The following is a 19026-nucleotide window of genomic DNA, read 5'->3' on the forward strand; positions in this document are numbered from 1 at the left end:
CCCCGTCGGACCGGCCGAGCCTGCCGCCGGGGAAGGCGCCGCGCCGGCGCCCGGGGCGGAGGCCGGCCCGGCCGGCCCGGCCGCGCGCGACCCGGTCGATATCGCCACCATGCGCGGCGCCCAGAAGGTGATGGGCAAGCGGTTCAACCGCATGCTGGAGATCTTCATCGCCGATGGCCGGGCCACCATCGCCCGCCTGCCCGCGCTGCTTGCCGAGCGCAACATGGAGGAGTGCAGCCGCCTCGCGCATTCGATGAAATCCTCGGCGCGGCTGCTGGGCGCGCCGGCCGTGGCCGAGGCGGCCGCGGATCTCGAATGGGTGACGAAGAACTCCACCTCCGATCCGTCGGAGGCGCCGGAGCGGGCGGCGAAGCTCGGCGTCGCGTTCCGCGCGTTCCTGCTGCGCATGCGCGAACTGAGCCGGAAATCGGCCGCGTGAGCCCCGGCAGCCTGGCGGCGCCGCCGCGAGGCCGGCCATTGTCGTCGCGCCGCCCGGCACTATGCTTGGCAGATGGTTCCGGGGCGAAAGGCAGGGCATGAGCGGATTACTGGCGCTACTCGATGACGTGGCCGCGATCGCGAAGGTCGCGTCCGCCTCGGTGGATGACGTGGTGGGGCAGGCGGTGAAGGCCTCCTCGAAGGCCGCCGGCGCGCTGATCGACGATGCCGCGGTCACGCCGAAATACCTGCACGGCTTCAGCGCCGAGCGCGAGATCCCCATCGTGTGGAAGATCGCCCGGGGCTCGCTGTTCAACAAGCTGGTCATCCTGCTGCCCGTGGCGCTGCTGCTCTCGGCCTTCGCGCCCTGGGCGATCTCGCCACTGCTGATGCTCGGCGGCGCCTACCTGTGTTTCGAGGGGGCGGAGAAGGTCTGGCACGCGCTCAACCCCGCCGATCATCATGCCGAGGAGCTGGTGCAGCAGAAGCTGCAGGACGCGCATCTCGAGGAAAGCAAGGTGCGCGGTGCGATCAAGACCGATTTCATCCTTTCCGCCGAGATCATGACCATCGTCCTCTCCGCGCTGCCGCCGGGCCAGTCGATCTGGGTCGAGGCCGCGGCGCTCGCGGTGGCGGGCGTGATGATCACGCTCGCGGTCTACGGCATGGTCGGGCTCATCGTGAAGGCCGACGACGCCGGGCTCGCCGTCGCGCGCGGCTCGCGCCTCGCGCCGTTCCGGGCGCTGGGCCGCGGCGTGGTGCGCTACATGCCGCTGTTCCTGAAGCTGCTGATGATCGTGGGCACCGCCGCGATGATCTGGGTCGGCGGCTCGATCATCCTGCACGGCCTCTACGAGCTCGGCCTCACCGGCCCCTATCTCGCCATCCACCACGCCGCCGAAGCGGCCGGCCAGGCGGTGCCGGAGAGCATGGAGGGCACCGTGGCCTGGCTGGTCACCGCGGCGATCGACGGCGTGGCCGGCCTCGCGCTCGGGCTGCTGCTCATCCCGGTCGTCACCCGCGTCATCACCCCGGTCGCGGGGCTTTTCGCCTCCGGCGACTGAGCCGGGCCCGCATCGCCCGCAGATCGCGCCGCCGCGGCCCCGGCCCGGCGGCGCTTGCTTGCCCGCCGTGGTGATTGACGGCGCCTCGCGCAGCTTCTAGCGTGATATTCAATTCAATCAAATTGGCAAGCGATACGAAGGCGAGAGCAAGACGATGAACCAGGTGACACGACTGACCGGCCGGGTGGCCATCGTGACCGGCGCTGCCGGCGGCATCGGCCTCGCCACCGCGGCGCGGCTGGTCTCCGAGGGCGCGCGGGTGGTGATGTCCGACCTCGACGCCGGCGTGCTGGCGCGCGCGGAAGCGCTGGGCGCCACCGGCCTCACCTGCGACATCGCCGCCCCGGGCGCCGGCGCTGAGCTGGTGGAGGCAGCGGGCGGCCGCGTCGACATCCTGGTGAACAACGCCGGCATCGGCGGCGCTAAGCCGCTGGCGCAGTCGGATGACGCGAACATCGCCCGGCTGCTCGACGTGAACCTCGGCGCGGTCATCCGCCTCACGCGCGATGTGCTGCCGCATCTCTCCCGCCCGGGCGGCGCCATCGTGAACACCGCCTCGATCTTCGGCGAGGGCTGCTACCCGGGCAAGGTGGCCTATGCCGCGGCCAAGGGCGGCATCAGCCAGCTCACCCGCCAGCTCGCCACCGACCTCGGCCCCGAGGGCATCCGGGTGAACGCAGTGGCGCCGGGCTGCATCGACACGCAGATGACCCATGACTGGATCGAGGCTGACGCCTATTACCGCACCGCGGTGGTGAAGGCAGCCCCCATGCGCCGCGCCGGCACCCCGGAGGAGATCGCCTCCGTCACCGCCTTCCTCGTCTCCGACGATGCCTCCTTCGTCACCGGCCAGGTGCTGGCGGTGGACGGCGGCTGGCTGGTGGGCCGCAACCCCGAGCCCTTCGACTGACGCGGGGCCCGGGGGCGGCCCGCCCTCAGCCGGCGGGCACGAGGGCGATGCGCTGCCGCGTCGCCGCTTCCACCGCCGCGTCGGAGTAGAGGAAGGGCACGTATTCGCCCTTCGCCCAGAGCGGCGCGAGGTCGGCGTAATGCGGCGAGCGCGGGTCGCCGGACTGGCCGGGGGCGTTGATGCAGCGGCTCGCGTCCCAGTTGCCCACGTCGATCACGAAGCGCACCGAGGCGCCCATGGTCACCCGGAAGTCGGAGCCGCGATAGGCGGCGTGCATCACGGTGGAGGCGCTGCCGGGCTTCTCCAGCGGGCCCACGTCGAGCTTCGCGCCCAGCGGCGCCAGCGGGTGCTCGAAATAGCCGTGGTGCAGCGCGCCCCAGCGCCAGCCCTCCGGCGCGCCCTGCGCGGCGAGCAGGGCGGCCACCGCCCCGGCCAGCGTCTCGGCCAGCAGCGCGTCGCGCGCCGCCTCCGGTGCGGGGCCGAACAGCGCTTCGGGCTGCTCCAGCGCGGTGAGGATGCCCTCCACGTCGCCCGGGGCGAAGAGCGGGCGCAGGGCGGCATCGGGCACGAGGCGCGCGAGAATCCCGGGCTTCAGGTGCTTCTCCCACCAGAACTCGCACAGCGCGCCGGCGGCGGAATCGACCCCCAGCACCCCGTCCCAGCCGGCGAAGAGCGCCTTTGCCTCGGCCGGGGTCTCCGCCAGCCCGCCCACCAGTGCCTTCAGCCGCAGGCCGGGCAGCGAGAGCGCGTCGGTCTGCAGCGCGCAGGCGTCGGCCACGTCATGGGTGCCGGAGGCAAGCGCCGCGCGCAGCCGCAGGGCGCGGCTCTTCTCCAGCCACTCGTAGCCCACCTGCACCGCGGCATGGTCCCAGTCCGTCGGCAGGTTCGCCTCGTTGGCGCTGGCGACGAAGCCTTCCGCCGGGTCGGTCACCAGCGGCAGGGTGTCGAGGTCGAGGAAGCCGTCCCAGTCGAGGCTGCCGTCGCCGGGCAAGGGCATCAGCCCGTCCCAGCCGCGGCGCACCGGGATCATCCCCGCCGGCTGCCAGGCGATGGTGCCGGAGACATCCGCGTAGAGATGGTTGAGGCTCGGCGTGGCGAAGCGGCGCAGCCCGTCGCGGAAGGCGGGCAGGGTTTTCGCCCGCATGGTCGAGAGCCCGCCGAGATAGGCCGCCGAGCCGGGCTCGAACCAGACCGAGCGCAGCGCATAGGCCCGGCCGCCCTCGCTGTGCAGAACCGGGCCGTAGCGGGTGAAGAGGAGGGTGCGCTCCTGCGGCTCCGCGCCCTTCACCTCGAAGGTCTCGGTCACCTGCTCCATCTCGGCCCAGCCCTCGCCCTGGCGGTAGCGCGTGGGGCAAGCGGGGTCGAGGGTGAGGACGAAGATGTCCTCCTGGTCGGCCGAGAAGATGGTCTGGGTGAAGGCGGCGGTGCCGTTGTGGCCCATGGAGATGCCGGGCACGCAGGGCTCGCCCGCGCCGATCACGTCGAGCCCCGGCGCGGTGAGATGCACGAGGTAGCGCAGCGCGGGCAGGGCGTGGTTGCGGTGCGGATCGCCTGCCATCACCGGCCGGCCGGTGGAGCTGCGCGCGCCCGAGACCGCCCAGTTGTTCGAGCCGGTCCAGGTGGCGTCGGCCACCACCTGCGCGAGGCTGTCGACCCGGCGCCAGCGCCCGGCCTCGGCCAGCGGCGCGGCGAGGCGCTCGGGCGAGAAGCTCACCCCGGCGGTGGCGAGGCGGAAATCATCGAGCACCGCCATCGGCACGCTGCCGGGGGCGATGCCGGTGTCGCCGGGCACGCGCTTCGGCTCGAGGTTCTTGCGCAGCAGGTCGGTTTCGGGGCCGAGCCCGGCGAGCAGGTTGCTGCGGATCACCTCGGAGATGGCGTTGCGGGTGAGGGCATGGCTGCGGATGCGCACCACGTCCTCGGCCGCCCAGGGCTCGGGCGCCGAGCCGGTGAGGGCGAATTCCGGCGGCAGGCGCGCGGGGTCTTCCAGCGCCCAGGCGATATAGCCGTTCACCCCGGCCACGAAGGCCTCGCAGATGGCGCGGGTGTCGGGCGCGTAGGATACCCATTCCGCCGCCATGTCGCCGCGGAACAGCACCTTGCGCGCCGCGATGTCCTGCGCGAGATAGCCGGGGCCGAAGCTGGCCGCCAGCCGCCCCAGCCCGCGCTTGCGCCACAGGTCGATCTGCCAGAGCCGGTCGCGCGCGGCGTTGAAGCCCTGGGCCAGGAACAGGTCCGCCTCGCTCTCCGCACGGATATGGGGAATGCCCCATTCATCCACCCGGATCTCGGCCGGCGCCGCCAGCCCCTCGATGGCGATCTCGCCCGTCATGCCGTCTTTCATTCTGTCCTCCGCTGTCGTCGGGAACAGCCTAGAGTTGATCATATCTTTATACAATACGACCGAATTTAAAAATTACGTATTTCGTATGCGCCGATACGGCTTCTGGCAACCCTATGGGAAACAAGTGATTTTTAGATGCCGCGCTGTATCCGGGAAACGTGTTTTGGCCGGTTGGTCAAGGCTTCGCCGCAAAAACTCTTTTGACACCGGGCGCGACTCGCCCCAATCATTCGATATCGACGTATCGAACAATGATACGCTTATGCCAACAGAGAGGGCACATGACCGAATTTTCCCGTCGCAGGATGCTCGGCCTTATCGGCGCCGGGCTCGCCGCTCCCACCATCCTCCGCGCCCAGGACACATCGGTGCTCCGCGTCGGCGGCATGCTGCCGCTCTCGGGCCCGGGCTCCATCGAGGGCCACCAGGTGCTCAAGGGCCTCGAGATGGCCGTGGCCGAGGCCAATGCCGCCGGCGGCGTCTTCGGCCGCCAGCTCGAGCTGGTGATGGAGGATGACGAGGCCAACTCCACCAAGGGTGTCACCGCCGTGCGCAAGCTCATCGAGCGCGACGAGGTGCCGTTCATCATCGGCACCTACCCCACGCAGGTGGTGATCGCGGCCACCCAGGTGGCGAAGGAATACGGCGTGCCCATGCTCTCGGGCGGCTCCACCGGCGCCGCGGGCACCGAGGCCAACGAGGTCGGCGACCCCTGGTTCTTCCGCGCCTGGCCGGATTCGAACGGGCAGGGCGAGGACACCGCCAAGGCCATCGTGCACCAGTTCGGCGCCCGCCGCGTGGCGATCCTGCACGACTCGACCAACTACGGGAACACGCTCGCCGACCAGGTGACCAGCCTGGTGCAGGCCGAGGGCGGCGAGATCCTCTCGCGCGACAGCTTCAACGTCGGCGAGCCCGATTTCTCCCCCGTGCTGATCCGCCTGCGCTCCGAGCGCCCGGACGCGGTCTACATCGGCGGCTGGGCCGGCGACGGCGCCAACATCGTGCGCCAGGCCGCCGAGGTGGGGCTGCGCACCCAGTTCGTCGGCTCCGGCTCCATGGTCTCGGATGATTTCATCGAGCTTGCCGGCCCGGCCTCCGAGGGCTTCGCCGTCGCCACGCTCTACGAATCGAGCACGCCCAACACGTTCGGCCACGATTTCGGCCAGCGTTTCAAGGCGCTCAACGGCTACGAGGCCGGCACGCTCAACGCGCTGGGCTTCGACAGCACCAACGTCGCCATCGAGGCCATGCGCCGCGCCGGCGCGCCCGACAGCCGGGCGGTGCAGGCGATGCTGAAGGACGGCATGGCCGACTTCCCGATCACCATGGGCCCCGACGGCACCACCGCCGATTTCGACGACACGGGCGGCGTGCGCTTCCCGATGTTCATCGCCGTCATCAAGGACGGCAAGCGCACCATCTGATCGGACCCCTGCATTGGACCTGTTTCTCCAGTATCTCGCGAACGGGATCGTCATCGGCTCGGCTTACGTGCTGGTGGCGATCGGCCTCACGCTCATCTTCGGCATTCTCGGCGTTGTGAACTTCGCCCATGGCGAATTCTACATGCTCGGCGCCTATGCCGGGGTGCTCACCGTCACGCTGCTCGGCCTGCCGCTCATCGCGGCGCTGGTGGTGGTGATCGCCTTCTCTGCGGTGCTCGGCGTTCTTGCCGAGTCCCTCCTGCACCGCGCCCTGCGCGAGCGGGACATGACGAGCTCGATCATCGCCTCCTTCGGCCTCGCGGTGGCGCTGCAGAACGCGGCGCTGCTGACCATCGGGCCGCGGCCCATGCTGCTGCAGACCGACCTCTCGATGCTCGCCGTCGAGTTCGGGCCGGTGTTCCTGCCGCTGCCGCGCTTCCTCATCCCGGTGGCGATGGTGGTGCTGGTGGGGCTGCTCTTCGGCGTGCTGCGCTACACCTGGACCGGGCGCAGCCTGCGCGCCATGGCCCAGCACCGCACCGTGGCCCGGCTCTGCGGGGTGCGGGTGGAACGGGTGGCCATGGTCACCTTCATGGTGGGCGCCGGCCTTGCCGGGGTGTCGGGCTTCCTGATGTCCTCGGTGCTCATGGTCACGCCCATCATCGGCAACATGATCGTGCTCAAGGCCTTCACCGTGGTCATCCTCGGCGGCATGGGCGACATCATGGGGGCGGCGGTGGCCGGCCTGCTGCTCGGCGTGGTCGAGACCATGACCTCCGCCTATCTCACCAACGGCTTGCGTGACATCATCGGCTTCGTGATCGTGATCGCGGTGCTGCTGTTCCGCCCGCAGGGCCTGTTCGGCAAATCGGTGGAGCGCTCGTGATGAAGGCAGGTCTCTCGCTCATCATCGCCGCGGTGTTCATCGCGGCGCCCTTCCTCACCGGCGGGTACGAGCTGCAGGTGCTGATGGTCGCACTGCTCTACGTCACGCTCACCACCGGGCTCAACCTCGTCTCCGGCTATGCCGGGCAGTTCTCCTTCGCCCAGGGCGCGTTCTACGGCATCGGCGGCTACACCACCGCCATCATGGGGCGCGACCTCGGCACCGGCTTCTGGATCAACCTTCCCGCCGGCATCGTGGTCACCGGGCTGTTCGGGCTCCTGCTCGGCATCCCGGCGCTGCGGCTGAAGGGGCATTTCCTCGCCATCGTCACCATCGCCTTCCAGACCATCGTCTACCTCGGCCTCATCCAGTGGAGCGGCTTCACCGGCGGGCAGAACGGCATCCTGGTGCCGCCCATCGGCGAGGTGTCGCTCTTCGGCGCCACGCTGGTCGACATCACCGGCCTCACCGCGCATTACTGGCTCACGCTCGTCTTCGCCGTGGTCGCTGTGTGGATCGCCTGGCGGCTGGTGCATTCGCGCCTCGGCCGCGAGTGGGTGGCGGTGAAGGACGACGAGACGCTGGCCGGCGCCGTGGGCCTCGACACCACGCGCGCCAAGCTCACCGCCTTCGTGGCCTCCGCCGCCTTCGCCGGCGCCGCGGGCGTGCTCAACGCCCATGTGATGCGCGGCGTCACCCCGGATGACTTCACCATCTGGATCTCCTGCACCATCGTGGCGATGATGGTGGTGGGCGGCCGGGGCACCTTCCTCGGGCCGATCATCGGCGCCATCCTGCTCACCATCCTTCCCGAGCTCACCGGCAGTTTCGCGCAGTACAAGCTGTTCCTGTTCGGCGTGCTGCTGGTGGTGATCATCATCGCGCTGCCGGAGGGCCTCGTCGGCCGCTGGCGCAAGATCAGGGAGGCACGGGCATGAGCGCACTTCTCGAAGTCACGGGCGTCACGAAGCGCTTCGCCGGCGTCACCGCGGTCGACACGGTGGACCTCTCGGTGGGGCAGGGCGAGATCGTCGGCCTCATCGGGCCCAACGGCTCGGGCAAGTCGACCATGGTGAACCTGGTGACGGGGGATCTCATGGCCGACGAGGGCACCATCCGCTTCCGTGGCGAGGACATCACCGCCGTGCCGGCCTGGAAACGGGCGCGGCTGGGCATGGCGCGCAGCTTCCAGATGATCCGGCTGTTCCGCTCGCTCACCGTGTCGGACAACCTGCTGCTCGCCAAGCACGCGGGCATGGAGACCACGCTGGGCGACTCGCTCCTGGGCCGCGCCGCCGCGCGCGAGGAGGAGGAGCGGCTCAGGGTGCGGGCGCGCGAGCTGCTCGCCTGGTTCGAGCTCGACGCCTTCGCCGACCGCCCGGTGGGCGCGCTCTCCATCGGCCAGCAGCGCATGGTCGAGCTGGCGCGCGGTGTCATCGCCGACCCCACGCTCTTCGTGCTCGACGAGCCGGCGGCGGGGCTCTCGCCGCCCAACGTGGACAGGCTGATCGTGCTCATCCGCCGCATGCGCGACGAGTTCGGCATGGCCATCCTGCTGGTGGAGCATGACATGCGCGTGGTGCGTGACCTGTGCGAGCGCCTCGTGGTGCTCGACTCGGGGCTGAAACTGGCCGAGGGCGCGCCCGAGGCCGTGACCTCCGACCCCAGGGTGGTCGAGGCCTATATCGGAACGGGATGGAAACGCCATGCTCGCGGTTGAGGGGATCGAGGCCGGATACGGCCGCACGCGCATTCTGCACGGGCTCACCATCGACGTGCCGAAGGGCGGGCTCATCGCCCTCCTGGGCGGCAACGGCACCGGCAAGTCCACCTGCCTGAAGGTGATCGCCGGCCTGCTGAAGCCCACCTCCGGCCGGGTGACGCTCGACGGCGAGGACATCACCGGCCTCGCGGCCGAGGACAGGCCGGGCCGCGGCCTGTGCCTGGTGCCGCAGGGCAAGGAGGTCTTCGGCACCATGAGTGTCGAGGAAAACCTGATGATGGGCGGCTTCCACCGCCGGCGCGACAAGGCCGGGCTCGCGGAGGATCTCGAGGGGGTCTACACCCGCTTCCCCCGCCTCAGGGAGCGCCGGCGCGTGTCCGCCGGCATGCTCTCGGGCGGTGAGCGGCAGATGCTCTCCATCGGCCGCGCACTGATGTCGCGCCCCTCGATGCTGCTGCTCGACGAGCCCTCGGCCGCCCTCGCGCCCAAGGTGGTGGAGGAGATCGCGGAAGCCATCCTCGGCCTGCGCGAGCTCGGCCTGTCGCTGCTGCTCGTGGAGCAGAATGTCGGCATGGCGCTCGAGATCGCCGACCACCTGCACGTGATCCGCGGCGGGCGCATCGCCTTCTCGCGGGCCGTCGACGGCGGCGTGGCCCCGGACGAGCTGCGCAGCTTCTATCTCAGCGGAGGACATGATGACGAAGCCTGACAGCACGGGCCGCTTCGAGGGCCAGGTGATCGCGGTCACCGGGGCGGGCGGCGCGCTGGCCCGCGCCACGGCGGTGCGGCTCGCGGCCGAGGGCGCGCGCCTCGCGCTCTTCGACCTCGACGCGGAGAAACTGGCCGAGACCGCGGCCCTCTGCCCCGGCGCGCTCACCATGCCGGGCGACGTGACCTCGGCCGCCGACATGGCCGCCTTCGCCGAGGCCACGCAGGCTGCCTTCGGCCCGGCGCACAAGCTCGTCGCCGCCGCCGGCATCCTGGGCAAGGCAGGCCCCGCCATCGAGATGGAAGAGGAGATGTGGGACCGCGTCTTCGCCATCAACGTGAAGGGCGCCTGGCTCGCCGCGCGCGCCTTCATCCCGCAGATCCGCACCCATGGCGCGGGGGCGGTGGTGCTGTTCTCCTCCACCGCCGGGGTGATGGGCTCGCCCACGCTTTCGGCCTACTCGGCCTCCAAGGGCGCGGTGAGCCTGCTCACCCGCTCGCTGGCGCTCAACCACGCGGCCGAGAACATCCGGGTGAACTGCGTCTGCCCCGGTACCATCGACAGCCCGATGTCGGACACGAGCTTCGACATGGCCGGCACCGGGGCCGCGCGCGACGCCCGCGAGGCGATGATGCTCGCCAAGATCCCCATGGGCCGTTTCGGCCTGCCCGCCGAGGTGGCCGACGCGGTGCTCTACCTGCTGAGCGACAGCGCCGCCTACACCTCCGGCGTGGCGCTGCCCATCGACGGCGCGCGCCTCGCCTGAGCCCCGAGAGGAGAGAGACAGATGCATGACATGAGCGTGAAATGGCCCGGCGGCGCCCGCTGCGCGGTGATGCTGACCTTCGACTTCGACGCCGAGACCCTCTGGACCTCGCGCGACCCGGCAAACGCCAACCGCCCCGGCGTGCTCTCCCAGGGCCGCTACGGCGCCGAGGTGGGCGTGCCCAAGATCCTCGACACGCTGGAGGAGGCCGACGTGAAGGGCACCTTCTTCGTGCCCGGCTGGACGGTGGAAAACCACACCGACAAGGTGGAGGCCATCCTGAAGGGCGGCCACGAGGTGGGCCACCATTCCTACTCCCATGTCTGGGTCTCCGACGACCCGGAAAAGGAGGTGGAGGAGTTCGAGCGCGGCATGGAGGCGCTGAAGACCTGCGTGGGCGTGGTGCCCAAGGGCTTCCGCTCGCCGGCGGGCGAGGTCTCGGCCGGGCTGTTCCGGCTGCTCAGGAAGCACGGGCTGCTCTACGACAGCTCGCTGATGAACCACATCAACCCCTACCGCCACACCGCCGAGGACGGCAGCCCCGGCGTGATCGAGCTGCCCTGGCACTGGAGCCTCGACGACGCGCCGCACGCGCTCTTCTCGGTGAAGTCGCCCCGGCCGATCTTCCCCAACTCGCACATGCTCGAGCTCTTCAAGGACGAGTTCCGCGAGATCTACCGCTGGGGCGGGCTCTACGACATCATCTTCCACCCCCAGATCACCGGCCGCCCCGGGCGCATCGCCATGCTGCGCGAGCTGATCGCCTTCATCCGCACCTTCCCCGATGTCTGGATCACCACCGGCGCCGAGGTGGCGGACCACTGGGCCGCGCTCGAGGCGGAGGGGCAGGCATGAGCGCCGAGCCCCTCCTCGCCCCCGAGCCGCCGCTGCCCGCCCCGGTCACCGACATCGACCTCTTCTCCGACGAGAGCCTCGCCGACCTGCCGGCGGCCTGGGCCGCGATCCGCGAGCTCGGGCCGGTGGTGTGGATGTCGCGCTACGGGGTCTACGCCATGGGCCGGCACGCGCATGTGCGCCCGGTGCTGACCGACTGGAAGACCTTCTCCTCCACCGGCGGCTCCGGCCTCGCCGACATCCGCCGCCCCGATGCCTGGCGCGCCGGCAGCCCGATCGTCGAGGTCGACCCGCCCGACCACACCGCCGTGCGCCGGGCGCTGCAGAAGATCCTCTCGCCGGTGCTGATCCGCGGCTGGAAGGCCGATTTCGAGGCCGCGGCCGAGGTGCTGGTCGACCGCCTGCTGGAGCAGGGCAGCTTCGACGGCGTCACCGATCTCGCGGAGGAATACGTCTCCTCCACCTTCCCGCCCGCGCTGGGCCTGGTCGACGAGCCGCAGCGCCGCGCCAACCTCTTCCTGCTCGGCGAGTACAATTTCGACGGCCAGGGCCCGCGCAACGCCCGCTTCCTCGCCACCGAGGCGAAGGTCGACGCGATCCGCGAGTGGTTCAACGCCTCGATGACCCGCGAGGCGATGGTGCCCGGCGGCTTCGGCGCGCAGATCTTCGAGGCGGCGGACCGGGGCGAGATCGCGCCCGAGATCGCCCCCCTGCTGGTGCGCTCCTTCCTGCGCGGCGGGCTCGACACCACGTCCTCGACCATCTCCGCCGCCCTGCGCCACCTCTCGCAGGACCCCGAACAGTTCGCCCTGCTGCGCGAGGACCCCGGCGCCCGGGTGAAGGCCGCCTTCGACGAGGCGATGCGCCTCGAGGCGCCGATCCCCAACGTCGGCCGCCTCACCATGTCCGACACCGAGATCGGCGGGGTGCCGGTGGCGGCCGACCACAAGATGCTGGTGCTGCTCGGCGCCGCGAACCGCGACCCCGAGGCCTGGGAGAATGCGCCCCGCTTCGACCTCACGCGCAACACCAACGCCCAGATGGCGCTGGGCACCGGCATCCACATGTGCATCGGCCAGATGATCGCCCGGCTCGAGGGCGAGGCGGTGCTGAAGGCCGTGGCCACCCGCGTGGGCCGCATCACCCCCGAGGGCGCGCCGGTGCGCAAGCTCAACAACAACCTGCGCTCGCTCAAAAGCCTCCCCCTGCGCTTCCACCCCGCCTGACCCCCGGGGGCGGCCCCGCATCCGCGAGGCCCGACATCCACAAGGCCCGCCGCGCCGCCGCGCTGCGCGGCGGGCCCGGCACACAGCCGCAAGAGCCCGGGCGCACGGCCCGCCAGACGCGGCGCCTCCGGGCCCTCCGACCTGAACCATCCGGTAGCCCTCCCGCCCCTCCGGCGACAGCCGCGCTGCGCGCGGAAGCCGCCTCCGCGTTGGGCCGTGCCGCTCCGCCTTGCGGAGCGGCATCCCCGCCCGGCACGACGGGCAGCGCGCCCTCCCGGGGGGAGGGTCGGGCGCGGCCCGGGCTGGTCGCCCGGGCCGAAGAGGAGAATTCGCGGTGCGCCGCTTGCTCGCGAGAGAGCCCCGTGCACCTTGCACTACGCATGACTCGTCGCGTCATGATCCTCCCGCTCGATTCAGGGGGGTGCACGATGCGGTGTCCCGGTGCAGCGCCATTCCAGACCTCAGGCAGAGGCGTTGCCGCCGGGTGCGCAGCACCCGGCCCGGCCCAAAGGCGGGGACACCGACAGGTGGCCCCGGCACGGGAGTGGCCCGGCCGACAGGCCTTCCGCGAGCGGAGGCGGGGCGCTCCCGTCCCGCGTCGACCCGCCCTGCGGGCGCGTCTCCTGCGGCTTGGGCCGGGCCGCGCGTGCCGCGCGGCGGGGGTGCCGGGGCCGGCAACGTCACATGCAGGTCGCCGCCAGGGGTGGTTCCGGAAGGCGGAACGTCGGCGCACGCGTCCGATGGCGCGCGGTTCGCCAGGGTGCGCCCGCCGGGTGCGCAGCACCCGGCCCGGCCCGGAGGGGCGGACACCGGCGGGTGGCCGCCTCACGGGAGGGCCCCGCCTGACGCTTCGCCCGGGCATGCGGGCGGGGCAGGGCGCCGGAGGCTGGCCGGCGGGCGCTCCGGCCCGGGACGCTCAGGTGGACAGGGCGCGAGCGGCCTCGATGGCGAGCGGGGCGAAGCGGCGGCGGAAATCCTCGGCGGTCCACTCGCTCATCGAGCCCGCGATGTGGATGGCGCCGATGGGCAGGCCGCCGGGCCCGGTGATCGCCGCCGCGAGCACGATCTCGCCGATCAGGCTCTCCTCCTCGGCATAGGCGAAGCCGTCGCGCCGGGCCTCGGCCACCTTGGCGCGGATGCCCTCGGGCGAGGTGATCGTGCGCTGGGTCACCGCGCGGCGCTCCGAGCGGGCGATGATGTCCTCCACCCGCTCGTCGGGCAGCAGCGCCATGCAGGCCCGCCCGCCGGTGGCGGTCACGCTCGGCTGGCGACGGCCGGAAAGCGTGGCGTAGAAGGTCTCGCGCTTGCTCTGCAGCCGGGCGGCGTAGACGATGGACAGGTCGTCGTGCCGCGCGTCGAACAGGCTCAGGTCCACCCGCTCCTCGGCCATCTTGCGCAGGTCGGTGAGCACCGGCATCGAGCGCTCGATCAGCGGGTTGGAGCGCAGGTAGTCGAAGCTGCGGTCGAGGAACAGCCGGCCCAGCGTGAGCCGCCCGTTCTCCGCCAGCTCCAGGTAGCCGCGGCTGAGCAGCGTCTGGCCGATGCGCTGCGCGGCGCTCTTGTTGATGCCGGCCGCCTGTGCGATCTCTCCCAGGGACTTGGGCTGCGGTGACGCGGCATAGGCCTCGAGCACGTCGAGCGCCCTCGACACGGATTGCAGGAACAGGCGTTCGTCGATCTCGGGAAAGCGGTGCTGCTCGGTCATACGGGTACGTGGGTCCTCCGGAACGCCTCCTCTCAGGGGCTTCTGTTCCACATACAACACGTTCGTATCGAATTGAAATACCCTAAACCCCGACATCCCGGCCTTCCGCGACGTCCCTCCCGCGCGCCTCTCGCCAGGCTTGCCGCCGGGGCGAGGCTCATCCCGCGCGCCGGCGAGACATCCGCGCGCCTTCGGCGCGACACCACGCACGCCTTCGGCATGACAGTCCGCTCGCCTTCGGCATGACCGCACGCATGACGTCGGCACAAGAGCACGATCACCGCCATGACGGCACGCCCCCAGCATGACGGCACGCAGGGCAGCGTGACACGGTCCATGGCCTCGGCGCAACCTGCGCGGGGGCTCCTGCGTGTCCCGCGCCACCGGCGGCCCGCCTCCACGGCCCCGCCCGGCGATCCGCGCACCGCCCGGTGCGACAGCCTAGCGCGACAGGCCGAGCCGCGACAGCCAGCCGGAGGAGCGCGGCTTCGGCCGTTTGAGGGTGATGCGCTCGCCCTCCGGCACGGCGGCCAGATAGCGCTCGGCAAGCTCCGGCCGGCCGTGGCGGTTGAGCTGCTCGGCAAAGCGGTTGAGAAGCTGGACCATGGCGATCCGCGACGGGTCGACGCGCTCGAGGATCTCCACCGCGTCGCGCGCCCGGCCCTCGGTGAACAGCCAGCGGGTGGACTTGTGAACCACGAAGCCCCGCAGCTTGCCGCCCCCGCCCAGTTCCTCCGCGAGCCAGGCGTCGGCGCGCTCGGGCGCGCCCACCTGCTTCCAGGCGCTGTAGCGCAGGAAGGCGAGCTGGTTCAGCCCCCGAACCCCGGCGTTGCCCGCATCCGCCTCGAGATGCGCGCGGGCGAGGGCCGCGTCGCCCTGCGCCGCCGCCACCACCGCGGCCAGGGTGTGGAAGCCGCGCGCCGGATGGGCGAGCGGCTCGGGCATGTCGCGGTAGATCTCCGCCGCACCGGCCAGGTCATGCGCCTCCACCGCCTCGGCGAAGCGCCCCTCGAGGTCCTGCCGCGTGAGGTTCGTCGCGGCTCCCTCGGCGGTGTAGCTCTGCTCGACCCGGCTCATGATGCGATGCACGAACTGCTCGGAGACATGCTTCAGGTCGTCCTGCCAGACGCTCGCGGAGCGGGTGAGCATCACGCTCTCGTAGCTCGGGAAATACTCCACCCCCGGGGTGTCCTGCGCAAGCTCGCCCGCCACCGCGCGCAGCACCGACTTGGAATGGCTGTTGGCCACCAGCACGTCCTCGGGCGTGTAGGTGCGCGCCAGCACCACCGGTGAGGTGGTGATCAGGATGCGCGGGTCCCTCTCGCCGCGGATCAGCGCCACCGCCGAGCGCATCATCTCCATGCAGCGGGCAAAGCCGAGGCGCTGGAAGAAGAAGCGCTCCCCGGCGCGCTGCATGGGGCGGGTGGGGGTCTCGGTGATGTAGAGCTGCAGCTCCGCGTCCCACCAGGCCTCGGTGAGCCCGAGGGTGATCACCACCACGTCGGCCGAGAACAGCGCCCGCCAGGTGCGGTACACGGCACGGCGCCGCTCCAGCGCCTCCTCGAGGGGCCTGGGCTCGAACGGGTGGAGCTGGGTGTCGATCACCCGCCCGTCCTCGCAGGTGAAGAACAGGCGCCGGGCGTCGGCCTCGGACATCTCGTCGTCACGCTCGAGGATCTCCCGCGCCCAGGCGACCTCCTGGAGGATGGAGGCGGGGGTGTACTTGTTCATGTGCCCGGGCGTGACCCCGGTGCCGCGCAGGAGCTTGCGCGACAGCATGTCGTAGCCGCGGGCGTCGAGGTAATTCTCGATGTTGGTGGCAAAGCAGGATCCGATGACGAAAACGCCGTCCTGCCTGCCGAAGGTGAAGCCGGGCGTGAGGCCGGGCCAGCACTCCGGCTCCAGCCGGTTCTCCGAGCCGCGGACCGGCACGCGCGAGAAGCGGTTTTCCTTCGTCACCTGCAGGGCGGTCTTCATCGGGACGAGGCAGTCTGTCATGCCGGCAGGGCTCCTTCGGCTCGGGATCATGCCCTGAATGTATGGCGTCCCGGCGGCGGGGCAACGCCGGCCCCCCGCCCCGCCGCCGAGGGCGGGGGGCCGGCCCTGAACGCCCCACCACCACCGGCGGAGCAAAGTCCTGAATTCCCCGCACCTGCGGCGGGGGGAAGCCCGGAGCGCTCCGCCCCTGCGGTGGCGCAACGCCGGGCACGTCCCGGCCGGGCGGCAGGAACGTGCAGGGACCGCCGCGGCCCGGGGGCAGGGAAGCGCCGGGAGCGCCCGGCCCCGGCGGCCGGGCAACACCGGGACGGCCAGACCGCGCGGCGGGGCAGAGCCTGCTGCCGCGCCGGCCCGGCGGCCGGGCAGGGGGGGTGCCGGTTCCCGCCCGGGGGCGGGCTCAGCCCAGCTCGTGCGGGGCGATGAGGCCGAGCTCGACGAGCTGCAGCGCCAGCGCGTCGGGATTGCGGAACAGGTGGCCCTGCCAGCCGCGCTTGCGGGCGGCGGCGATGTTGTCGGTGCGGTCGTCGGTGAAGAAGATGTCGGCGCCGGCAAGGCCGGTGCGCTCCTCCAGGATCTCGTAGATGCGCGGCTCGGGCTTGATGGCGCGCTCGCGGCCCGAGATCACCGGGATGTCGAACTCGAGCAGCACCGGGTAGAGCGTGCAGGCGAGATCGAAGCTGCCGGCGCCGAAGTTCGAGAGCGCGTGCACCGGCACGCCCTTGAGCCGCAGCAGCCGCAGCAGGCTCACCGAGCCTTCGATGGCGGGCTGGAACATCTCCGGCCAGCGGTCGTGCCAGGCGCGGATCAGCTCGCCGTCCTCCGGGTGGCGCTCGGCATGGGCGTAGATGTGCTCGCGGAAGGGGGCGCCGCGGTCGACGTCGAGGTTCATCTCCTCCACCCCGGTGCGGGCGAAGAAGGCGCGGCGCTCGGCCGGGTCGGGCAGGAGCTGGGAATAGACCCGGTCGGGGTCCCAGTTCACGAGGACATTGCCGATGTCGAAGACGACGGCGCGGGGCTGGTGCATGGGGGGCTCCCTCGGATTGCGGTGGCATCTTGTGCCATGCGCGCGGGCGGCGGGGAAGCCCGTCGCGGGGGGGCCGAAAGGGGAAACGCCGGGCGGGGGCATCGAGCCCCCGCCCGGCGTGTCGCCGCGTGCCGCGGCTCCGGGCGGCGCCCGGGCGGTGGGCTCAGATGCCGAGGCCGTAGTAGTTGAGCACCGAGCGGTCCCAGCGGTGGTCGAGGTCGGGCAGGCCCTCCAGCGGCGGGCTGTTCTTCACCCCCTCGCGGTCGACGTTGACCACGGTGCGGCCGCCGGCCCAGTCGAAGGCCTCGATGCGCTCGACGGGCAGCACCACCTGGCGGCCGGGCAGCCAGTTTCCGGTGTCCACCACGATGTGGCGCAGGGTCATGCTGTCGAGGTCGACGAGCACGTCGGAGATGGTGCCGATCTCGCCGTCGGTGGCCGAGATCTCGTGGCCCAGCAGGGCGTTGGTGGAGCGGATGAGGGCTGCCGAGGGGCGCTCGGGCAGGGCCTTGCGCGCCTCGCTCTCCTCGGTCTCGTCATTGGCCCAGTGCTGGAGCTGGGCCTCCAGCATCAGCGGCGAGTAGGTCTCGCCCATCGGGCCGATGAGGATGGGGGGCATGGCGTCGAGGTCGAACAGGCCCCATTCCTCGGCCGAGCGCTCCTCGGCGGGGAAGCTCTCCGGGCGGGGCGCGGCGCGGATCTGCTCCTGGCTCACCCGCACGGGCCACTCGAGGGTCTCGAAATCCGGCTTCGCGGCGAGGCCGGCGCCGATCACGGTGCGGCGGCTCTCCAGCCAGGAGCCGGTGTCGGCCACGATATGGGTGAGGCTCCAGCGGCTGCCGTCGAAGTAGAGATCCTCGACGGGGTCGCGGCTGCCGTCTGTGGTGAGCAGGGTGCAGCGGGTGAGGTCACGGTAGCTCATGAGCATGGTAAGGCCCTCCTCGGTCTTCCGGCCGTAACGTGGCCATGAAGGCAACGCGCAGGCGGGGGGCAGGGTTCCCCGCCCGCCCGCGGATTTCGCGCGGCGCGCGCGGGGCTCAGGCCCCGCCGCGGCCGAGCGCGCTCAGGTGCGGCAGAATGGCGGAGAAATCCTTGCCACCGCCGCCGCCCGCCACGAAGGCCTCGTAGAGCGCGGTGGCGGCGGCACCCATCGGGGTGGGGGCATCGGCGGCCTCGGCGGCCTGCTGGGACAGGCGCAGGTCCTTGAGCATCAGGGCGGCGGCGAAACCGGGCTTGTAGTCGTTGTCCGCAGGCGAGGCGGGGCCCACGCCCGGGGCCGGGCAATAGGCGTTGAGCGACCAGCAATAGCCCGAGGAGGTGGAGACCACGTCGAACATCGCCTGCCGGTCGAGCCCCAGCCGGTCGGCGAGCGAGAAGGCCTCGCAGACGCCGAGCATCGAGATGCCGAGGATCATGTTGTTGCAGATCTTGGCAGATTGCCCGGCGCCGGGGGTGCCGCAATGCACCGCCTTCTGGCCCATGATGTCGAAGAGCTCCGCCGCCCTGGCGAAGCCCGCGTCGCTGCCGCCCACCATGAAGGTGAGCGTGCCGGCCGAGGCGCCGCCGATGCCGCCCGACACGGGCGCGTCGAGCGGCAGGAGGCCCGCGGCCTCCGCCTCCGCCGCCACGGCGCGCGCGCTCTCCACGTCGACCGTGGAACAGTCGATCATCGCGGTGCCGGGGGCGGCGGCGGGGACGATCTCGGCATAAACGGCGCGCAGGATGGCGCCGTTTGGCAGCATGGTGATGACCGCGTCGCGCCCCGCGGCGGCCTCCGCCGCGCTGGCGGCGGGGCTCACGCCCTCCGGCATCACCCCGGTCACGTCGAAGCCGGTCACGTCGTGCCCGGCCTTCGCGAGATTGGCGGCCATGGGCGCGCCCATGTTCCCCAGCCCGATGAACCCGATCTTCATTGCTCTTTCCTCCCTCTCATGTTGCTGCCCCCTTTCGC

General features: G+C 71.5%; 17 protein-coding genes. 11 read left to right on the forward strand and 6 right to left on the reverse strand.

The window, feature by feature from the left end; all coding sequences use genetic code 11:
• From D3P35_RS23045 to D3P35_RS23055, 3 genes are all read left to right on the forward strand, one after another.
• Positions 1–439 (forward strand): Hpt domain-containing protein (locus D3P35_RS23045; protein WP_198670769.1); only part of this gene is annotated, 439 nt, incomplete at its 5' end.
• Positions 440–536: 97 nt separating this feature from the next.
• On the forward strand, positions 537–1502 hold the full coding sequence (locus D3P35_RS23050) for a DUF808 domain-containing protein (RefSeq protein WP_118138289.1): 966 nt from the start codon (positions 537–539) through the stop codon (positions 1500–1502).
• 154 nt (positions 1503–1656) lie between these two features.
• Entirely contained in the window at positions 1657–2412 is a 756-nt protein-coding gene (locus D3P35_RS23055; RefSeq protein WP_118138290.1) for an SDR family NAD(P)-dependent oxidoreductase, read from the forward strand.
• Between the two features lie 25 nt (positions 2413–2437).
• Here the strand turns inward: D3P35_RS23055 and D3P35_RS23060 are convergent, their stop codons facing one another.
• Positions 2438–4756, reverse strand: a complete 2319-nt coding sequence (locus tag D3P35_RS23060) for a penicillin acylase family protein (protein ID WP_198670770.1) — start codon at positions 4754–4756, stop codon at positions 2438–2440.
• Positions 4757–5037: 281 nt separating this feature from the next.
• Between D3P35_RS23060 and D3P35_RS23065 the strand changes: the two genes are divergently transcribed.
• From D3P35_RS23065 to D3P35_RS23100, 8 genes are read left to right on the forward strand one after another with little or no spacing between them, the layout of a single operon-like run.
• A complete protein-coding gene (locus D3P35_RS23065; protein WP_157982277.1) occupies positions 5038–6183 on the forward strand; it encodes an ABC transporter substrate-binding protein in 1146 nt (381 codons plus the stop codon).
• Between the two features lie 13 nt (positions 6184–6196).
• The gene (locus D3P35_RS23070; protein WP_118138292.1) at positions 6197–7069 is read left to right on the forward strand and encodes a branched-chain amino acid ABC transporter permease; all 873 of its coding nucleotides are present in this window, start codon (positions 6197–6199) and stop codon (positions 7067–7069) included.
• Complete coding sequence (locus D3P35_RS23075) at positions 7069–8007, forward strand: branched-chain amino acid ABC transporter permease (RefSeq protein WP_118138293.1); 939 nt, start codon at positions 7069–7071, stop codon at positions 8005–8007. The genes D3P35_RS23070 and D3P35_RS23075 overlap by 1 nt, the downstream gene beginning before the upstream one ends.
• The gene (locus tag D3P35_RS23080) at positions 8004–8789 is read left to right on the forward strand and encodes an ABC transporter ATP-binding protein (RefSeq protein ID WP_118138294.1); all 786 of its coding nucleotides are present in this window, start codon (positions 8004–8006) and stop codon (positions 8787–8789) included. The genes D3P35_RS23075 and D3P35_RS23080 overlap by 4 nt, the downstream gene beginning before the upstream one ends.
• Positions 8776–9501 (forward strand): ABC transporter ATP-binding protein, encoded by a 726-nt coding sequence (locus D3P35_RS23085; RefSeq protein WP_118138295.1) that lies wholly within the window; start codon positions 8776–8778, stop codon positions 9499–9501. Before D3P35_RS23080 ends, D3P35_RS23085 begins: the two co-directional genes overlap by 14 nt.
• The gene (locus D3P35_RS23090) at positions 9488–10267 is read left to right on the forward strand and encodes an SDR family NAD(P)-dependent oxidoreductase (protein ID WP_118138296.1); all 780 of its coding nucleotides are present in this window, start codon (positions 9488–9490) and stop codon (positions 10265–10267) included. The genes D3P35_RS23085 and D3P35_RS23090 overlap by 14 nt, the downstream gene beginning before the upstream one ends.
• Before the next feature lie 21 nt (positions 10268–10288).
• Positions 10289–11122 carry a polysaccharide deacetylase gene (locus D3P35_RS23095; protein ID WP_118138297.1) on the forward strand — a complete coding sequence of 278 codons (834 nt, stop codon included), beginning with the start codon at positions 10289–10291 and terminating at the stop codon, positions 11120–11122.
• The gene (locus D3P35_RS23100; protein ID WP_118138298.1) at positions 11119–12348 is read left to right on the forward strand and encodes a cytochrome P450; all 1230 of its coding nucleotides are present in this window, start codon (positions 11119–11121) and stop codon (positions 12346–12348) included. The genes D3P35_RS23095 and D3P35_RS23100 overlap by 4 nt, the downstream gene beginning before the upstream one ends.
• A 916-nt stretch (positions 12349–13264) precedes the next feature.
• Here the strand turns inward: D3P35_RS23100 and D3P35_RS23105 are convergent.
• From D3P35_RS23105 to mmsB, 5 genes are all read right to left on the reverse strand, one after another.
• Positions 13265–14053 (reverse strand): IclR family transcriptional regulator, encoded by a 789-nt coding sequence (locus D3P35_RS23105; protein ID WP_118138299.1) that lies wholly within the window; start codon positions 14051–14053, stop codon positions 13265–13267.
• A 441-nt stretch (positions 14054–14494) separates the two neighbouring features.
• The gene (locus D3P35_RS23110) at positions 14495–16051 is read right to left on the reverse strand and encodes a GSCFA domain-containing protein (protein ID WP_157982278.1); all 1557 of its coding nucleotides are present in this window, start codon (positions 16049–16051) and stop codon (positions 14495–14497) included.
• 397 nt (positions 16052–16448) lie between these two features.
• Positions 16449–17075: an HAD family hydrolase gene (locus tag D3P35_RS23115; protein WP_118138301.1), complete on the reverse strand. Its 627-nt coding sequence runs from the start codon at positions 17073–17075 to the stop codon at positions 16449–16451.
• Positions 17076–17238: 163 nt separating this feature from the next.
• Positions 17239–18003 (reverse strand): PRC-barrel domain-containing protein, encoded by a 765-nt coding sequence (locus tag D3P35_RS23120; RefSeq protein WP_118138302.1) that lies wholly within the window; start codon positions 18001–18003, stop codon positions 17239–17241.
• Positions 18004–18112: 109 nt separating this feature from the next.
• Positions 18113–18988: a 3-hydroxyisobutyrate dehydrogenase gene (gene mmsB / locus D3P35_RS23125; RefSeq protein WP_118138303.1), complete on the reverse strand. Its 876-nt coding sequence runs from the start codon at positions 18986–18988 to the stop codon at positions 18113–18115.
• Between the last annotated feature and the right edge of the window lie 38 nt (positions 18989–19026).

The sequence above is a fragment of the Oceanicella sp. SM1341 genome (assembly GCF_003448965.1).
Classification (GTDB): Bacteria; Pseudomonadota; Alphaproteobacteria; order Rhodobacterales; family Rhodobacteraceae; genus Paroceanicella.

Coding starts and splice junctions, on each gene's coding strand:
- D3P35_RS23050 (WP_118138289.1), top strand. CDS start 537: ATGAGCGGATTACTGGCGCTACTCGATGACGTGGCCGCGATCGCGAAG.
- D3P35_RS23055 (WP_118138290.1), top strand. CDS start 1,657: ATGAACCAGGTGACACGACTGACCGGCCGGGTGGCCATCGTGACCGGC.
- D3P35_RS23060 (WP_198670770.1), bottom strand. CDS start 4,756: ATGAAAGACGGCATGACGGGCGAGATCGCCATCGAGGGGCTGGCGGCG.
- D3P35_RS23065 (WP_157982277.1), top strand. CDS start 5,038: ATGACCGAATTTTCCCGTCGCAGGATGCTCGGCCTTATCGGCGCCGGG.
- D3P35_RS23075 (WP_118138293.1), top strand. CDS start 7,069: ATGAAGGCAGGTCTCTCGCTCATCATCGCCGCGGTGTTCATCGCGGCG.
- D3P35_RS23080 (WP_118138294.1), top strand. CDS start 8,004: ATGAGCGCACTTCTCGAAGTCACGGGCGTCACGAAGCGCTTCGCCGGC.
- D3P35_RS23085 (WP_118138295.1), top strand. CDS start 8,776: ATGCTCGCGGTTGAGGGGATCGAGGCCGGATACGGCCGCACGCGCATT.
- D3P35_RS23090 (WP_118138296.1), top strand. CDS start 9,488: ATGACGAAGCCTGACAGCACGGGCCGCTTCGAGGGCCAGGTGATCGCG.
- D3P35_RS23095 (WP_118138297.1), top strand. CDS start 10,289: ATGCATGACATGAGCGTGAAATGGCCCGGCGGCGCCCGCTGCGCGGTG.
- D3P35_RS23100 (WP_118138298.1), top strand. CDS start 11,119: ATGAGCGCCGAGCCCCTCCTCGCCCCCGAGCCGCCGCTGCCCGCCCCG.
- D3P35_RS23105 (WP_118138299.1), bottom strand. CDS start 14,053: ATGACCGAGCAGCACCGCTTTCCCGAGATCGACGAACGCCTGTTCCTG.
- D3P35_RS23110 (WP_157982278.1), bottom strand. CDS start 16,051: ATGACAGACTGCCTCGTCCCGATGAAGACCGCCCTGCAGGTGACGAAG.
- D3P35_RS23115 (WP_118138301.1), bottom strand. CDS start 17,075: ATGCACCAGCCCCGCGCCGTCGTCTTCGACATCGGCAATGTCCTCGTG.
- D3P35_RS23120 (WP_118138302.1), bottom strand. CDS start 18,003: ATGCTCATGAGCTACCGTGACCTCACCCGCTGCACCCTGCTCACCACA.
- mmsB (WP_118138303.1), bottom strand. CDS start 18,988: ATGAAGATCGGGTTCATCGGGCTGGGGAACATGGGCGCGCCCATGGCC.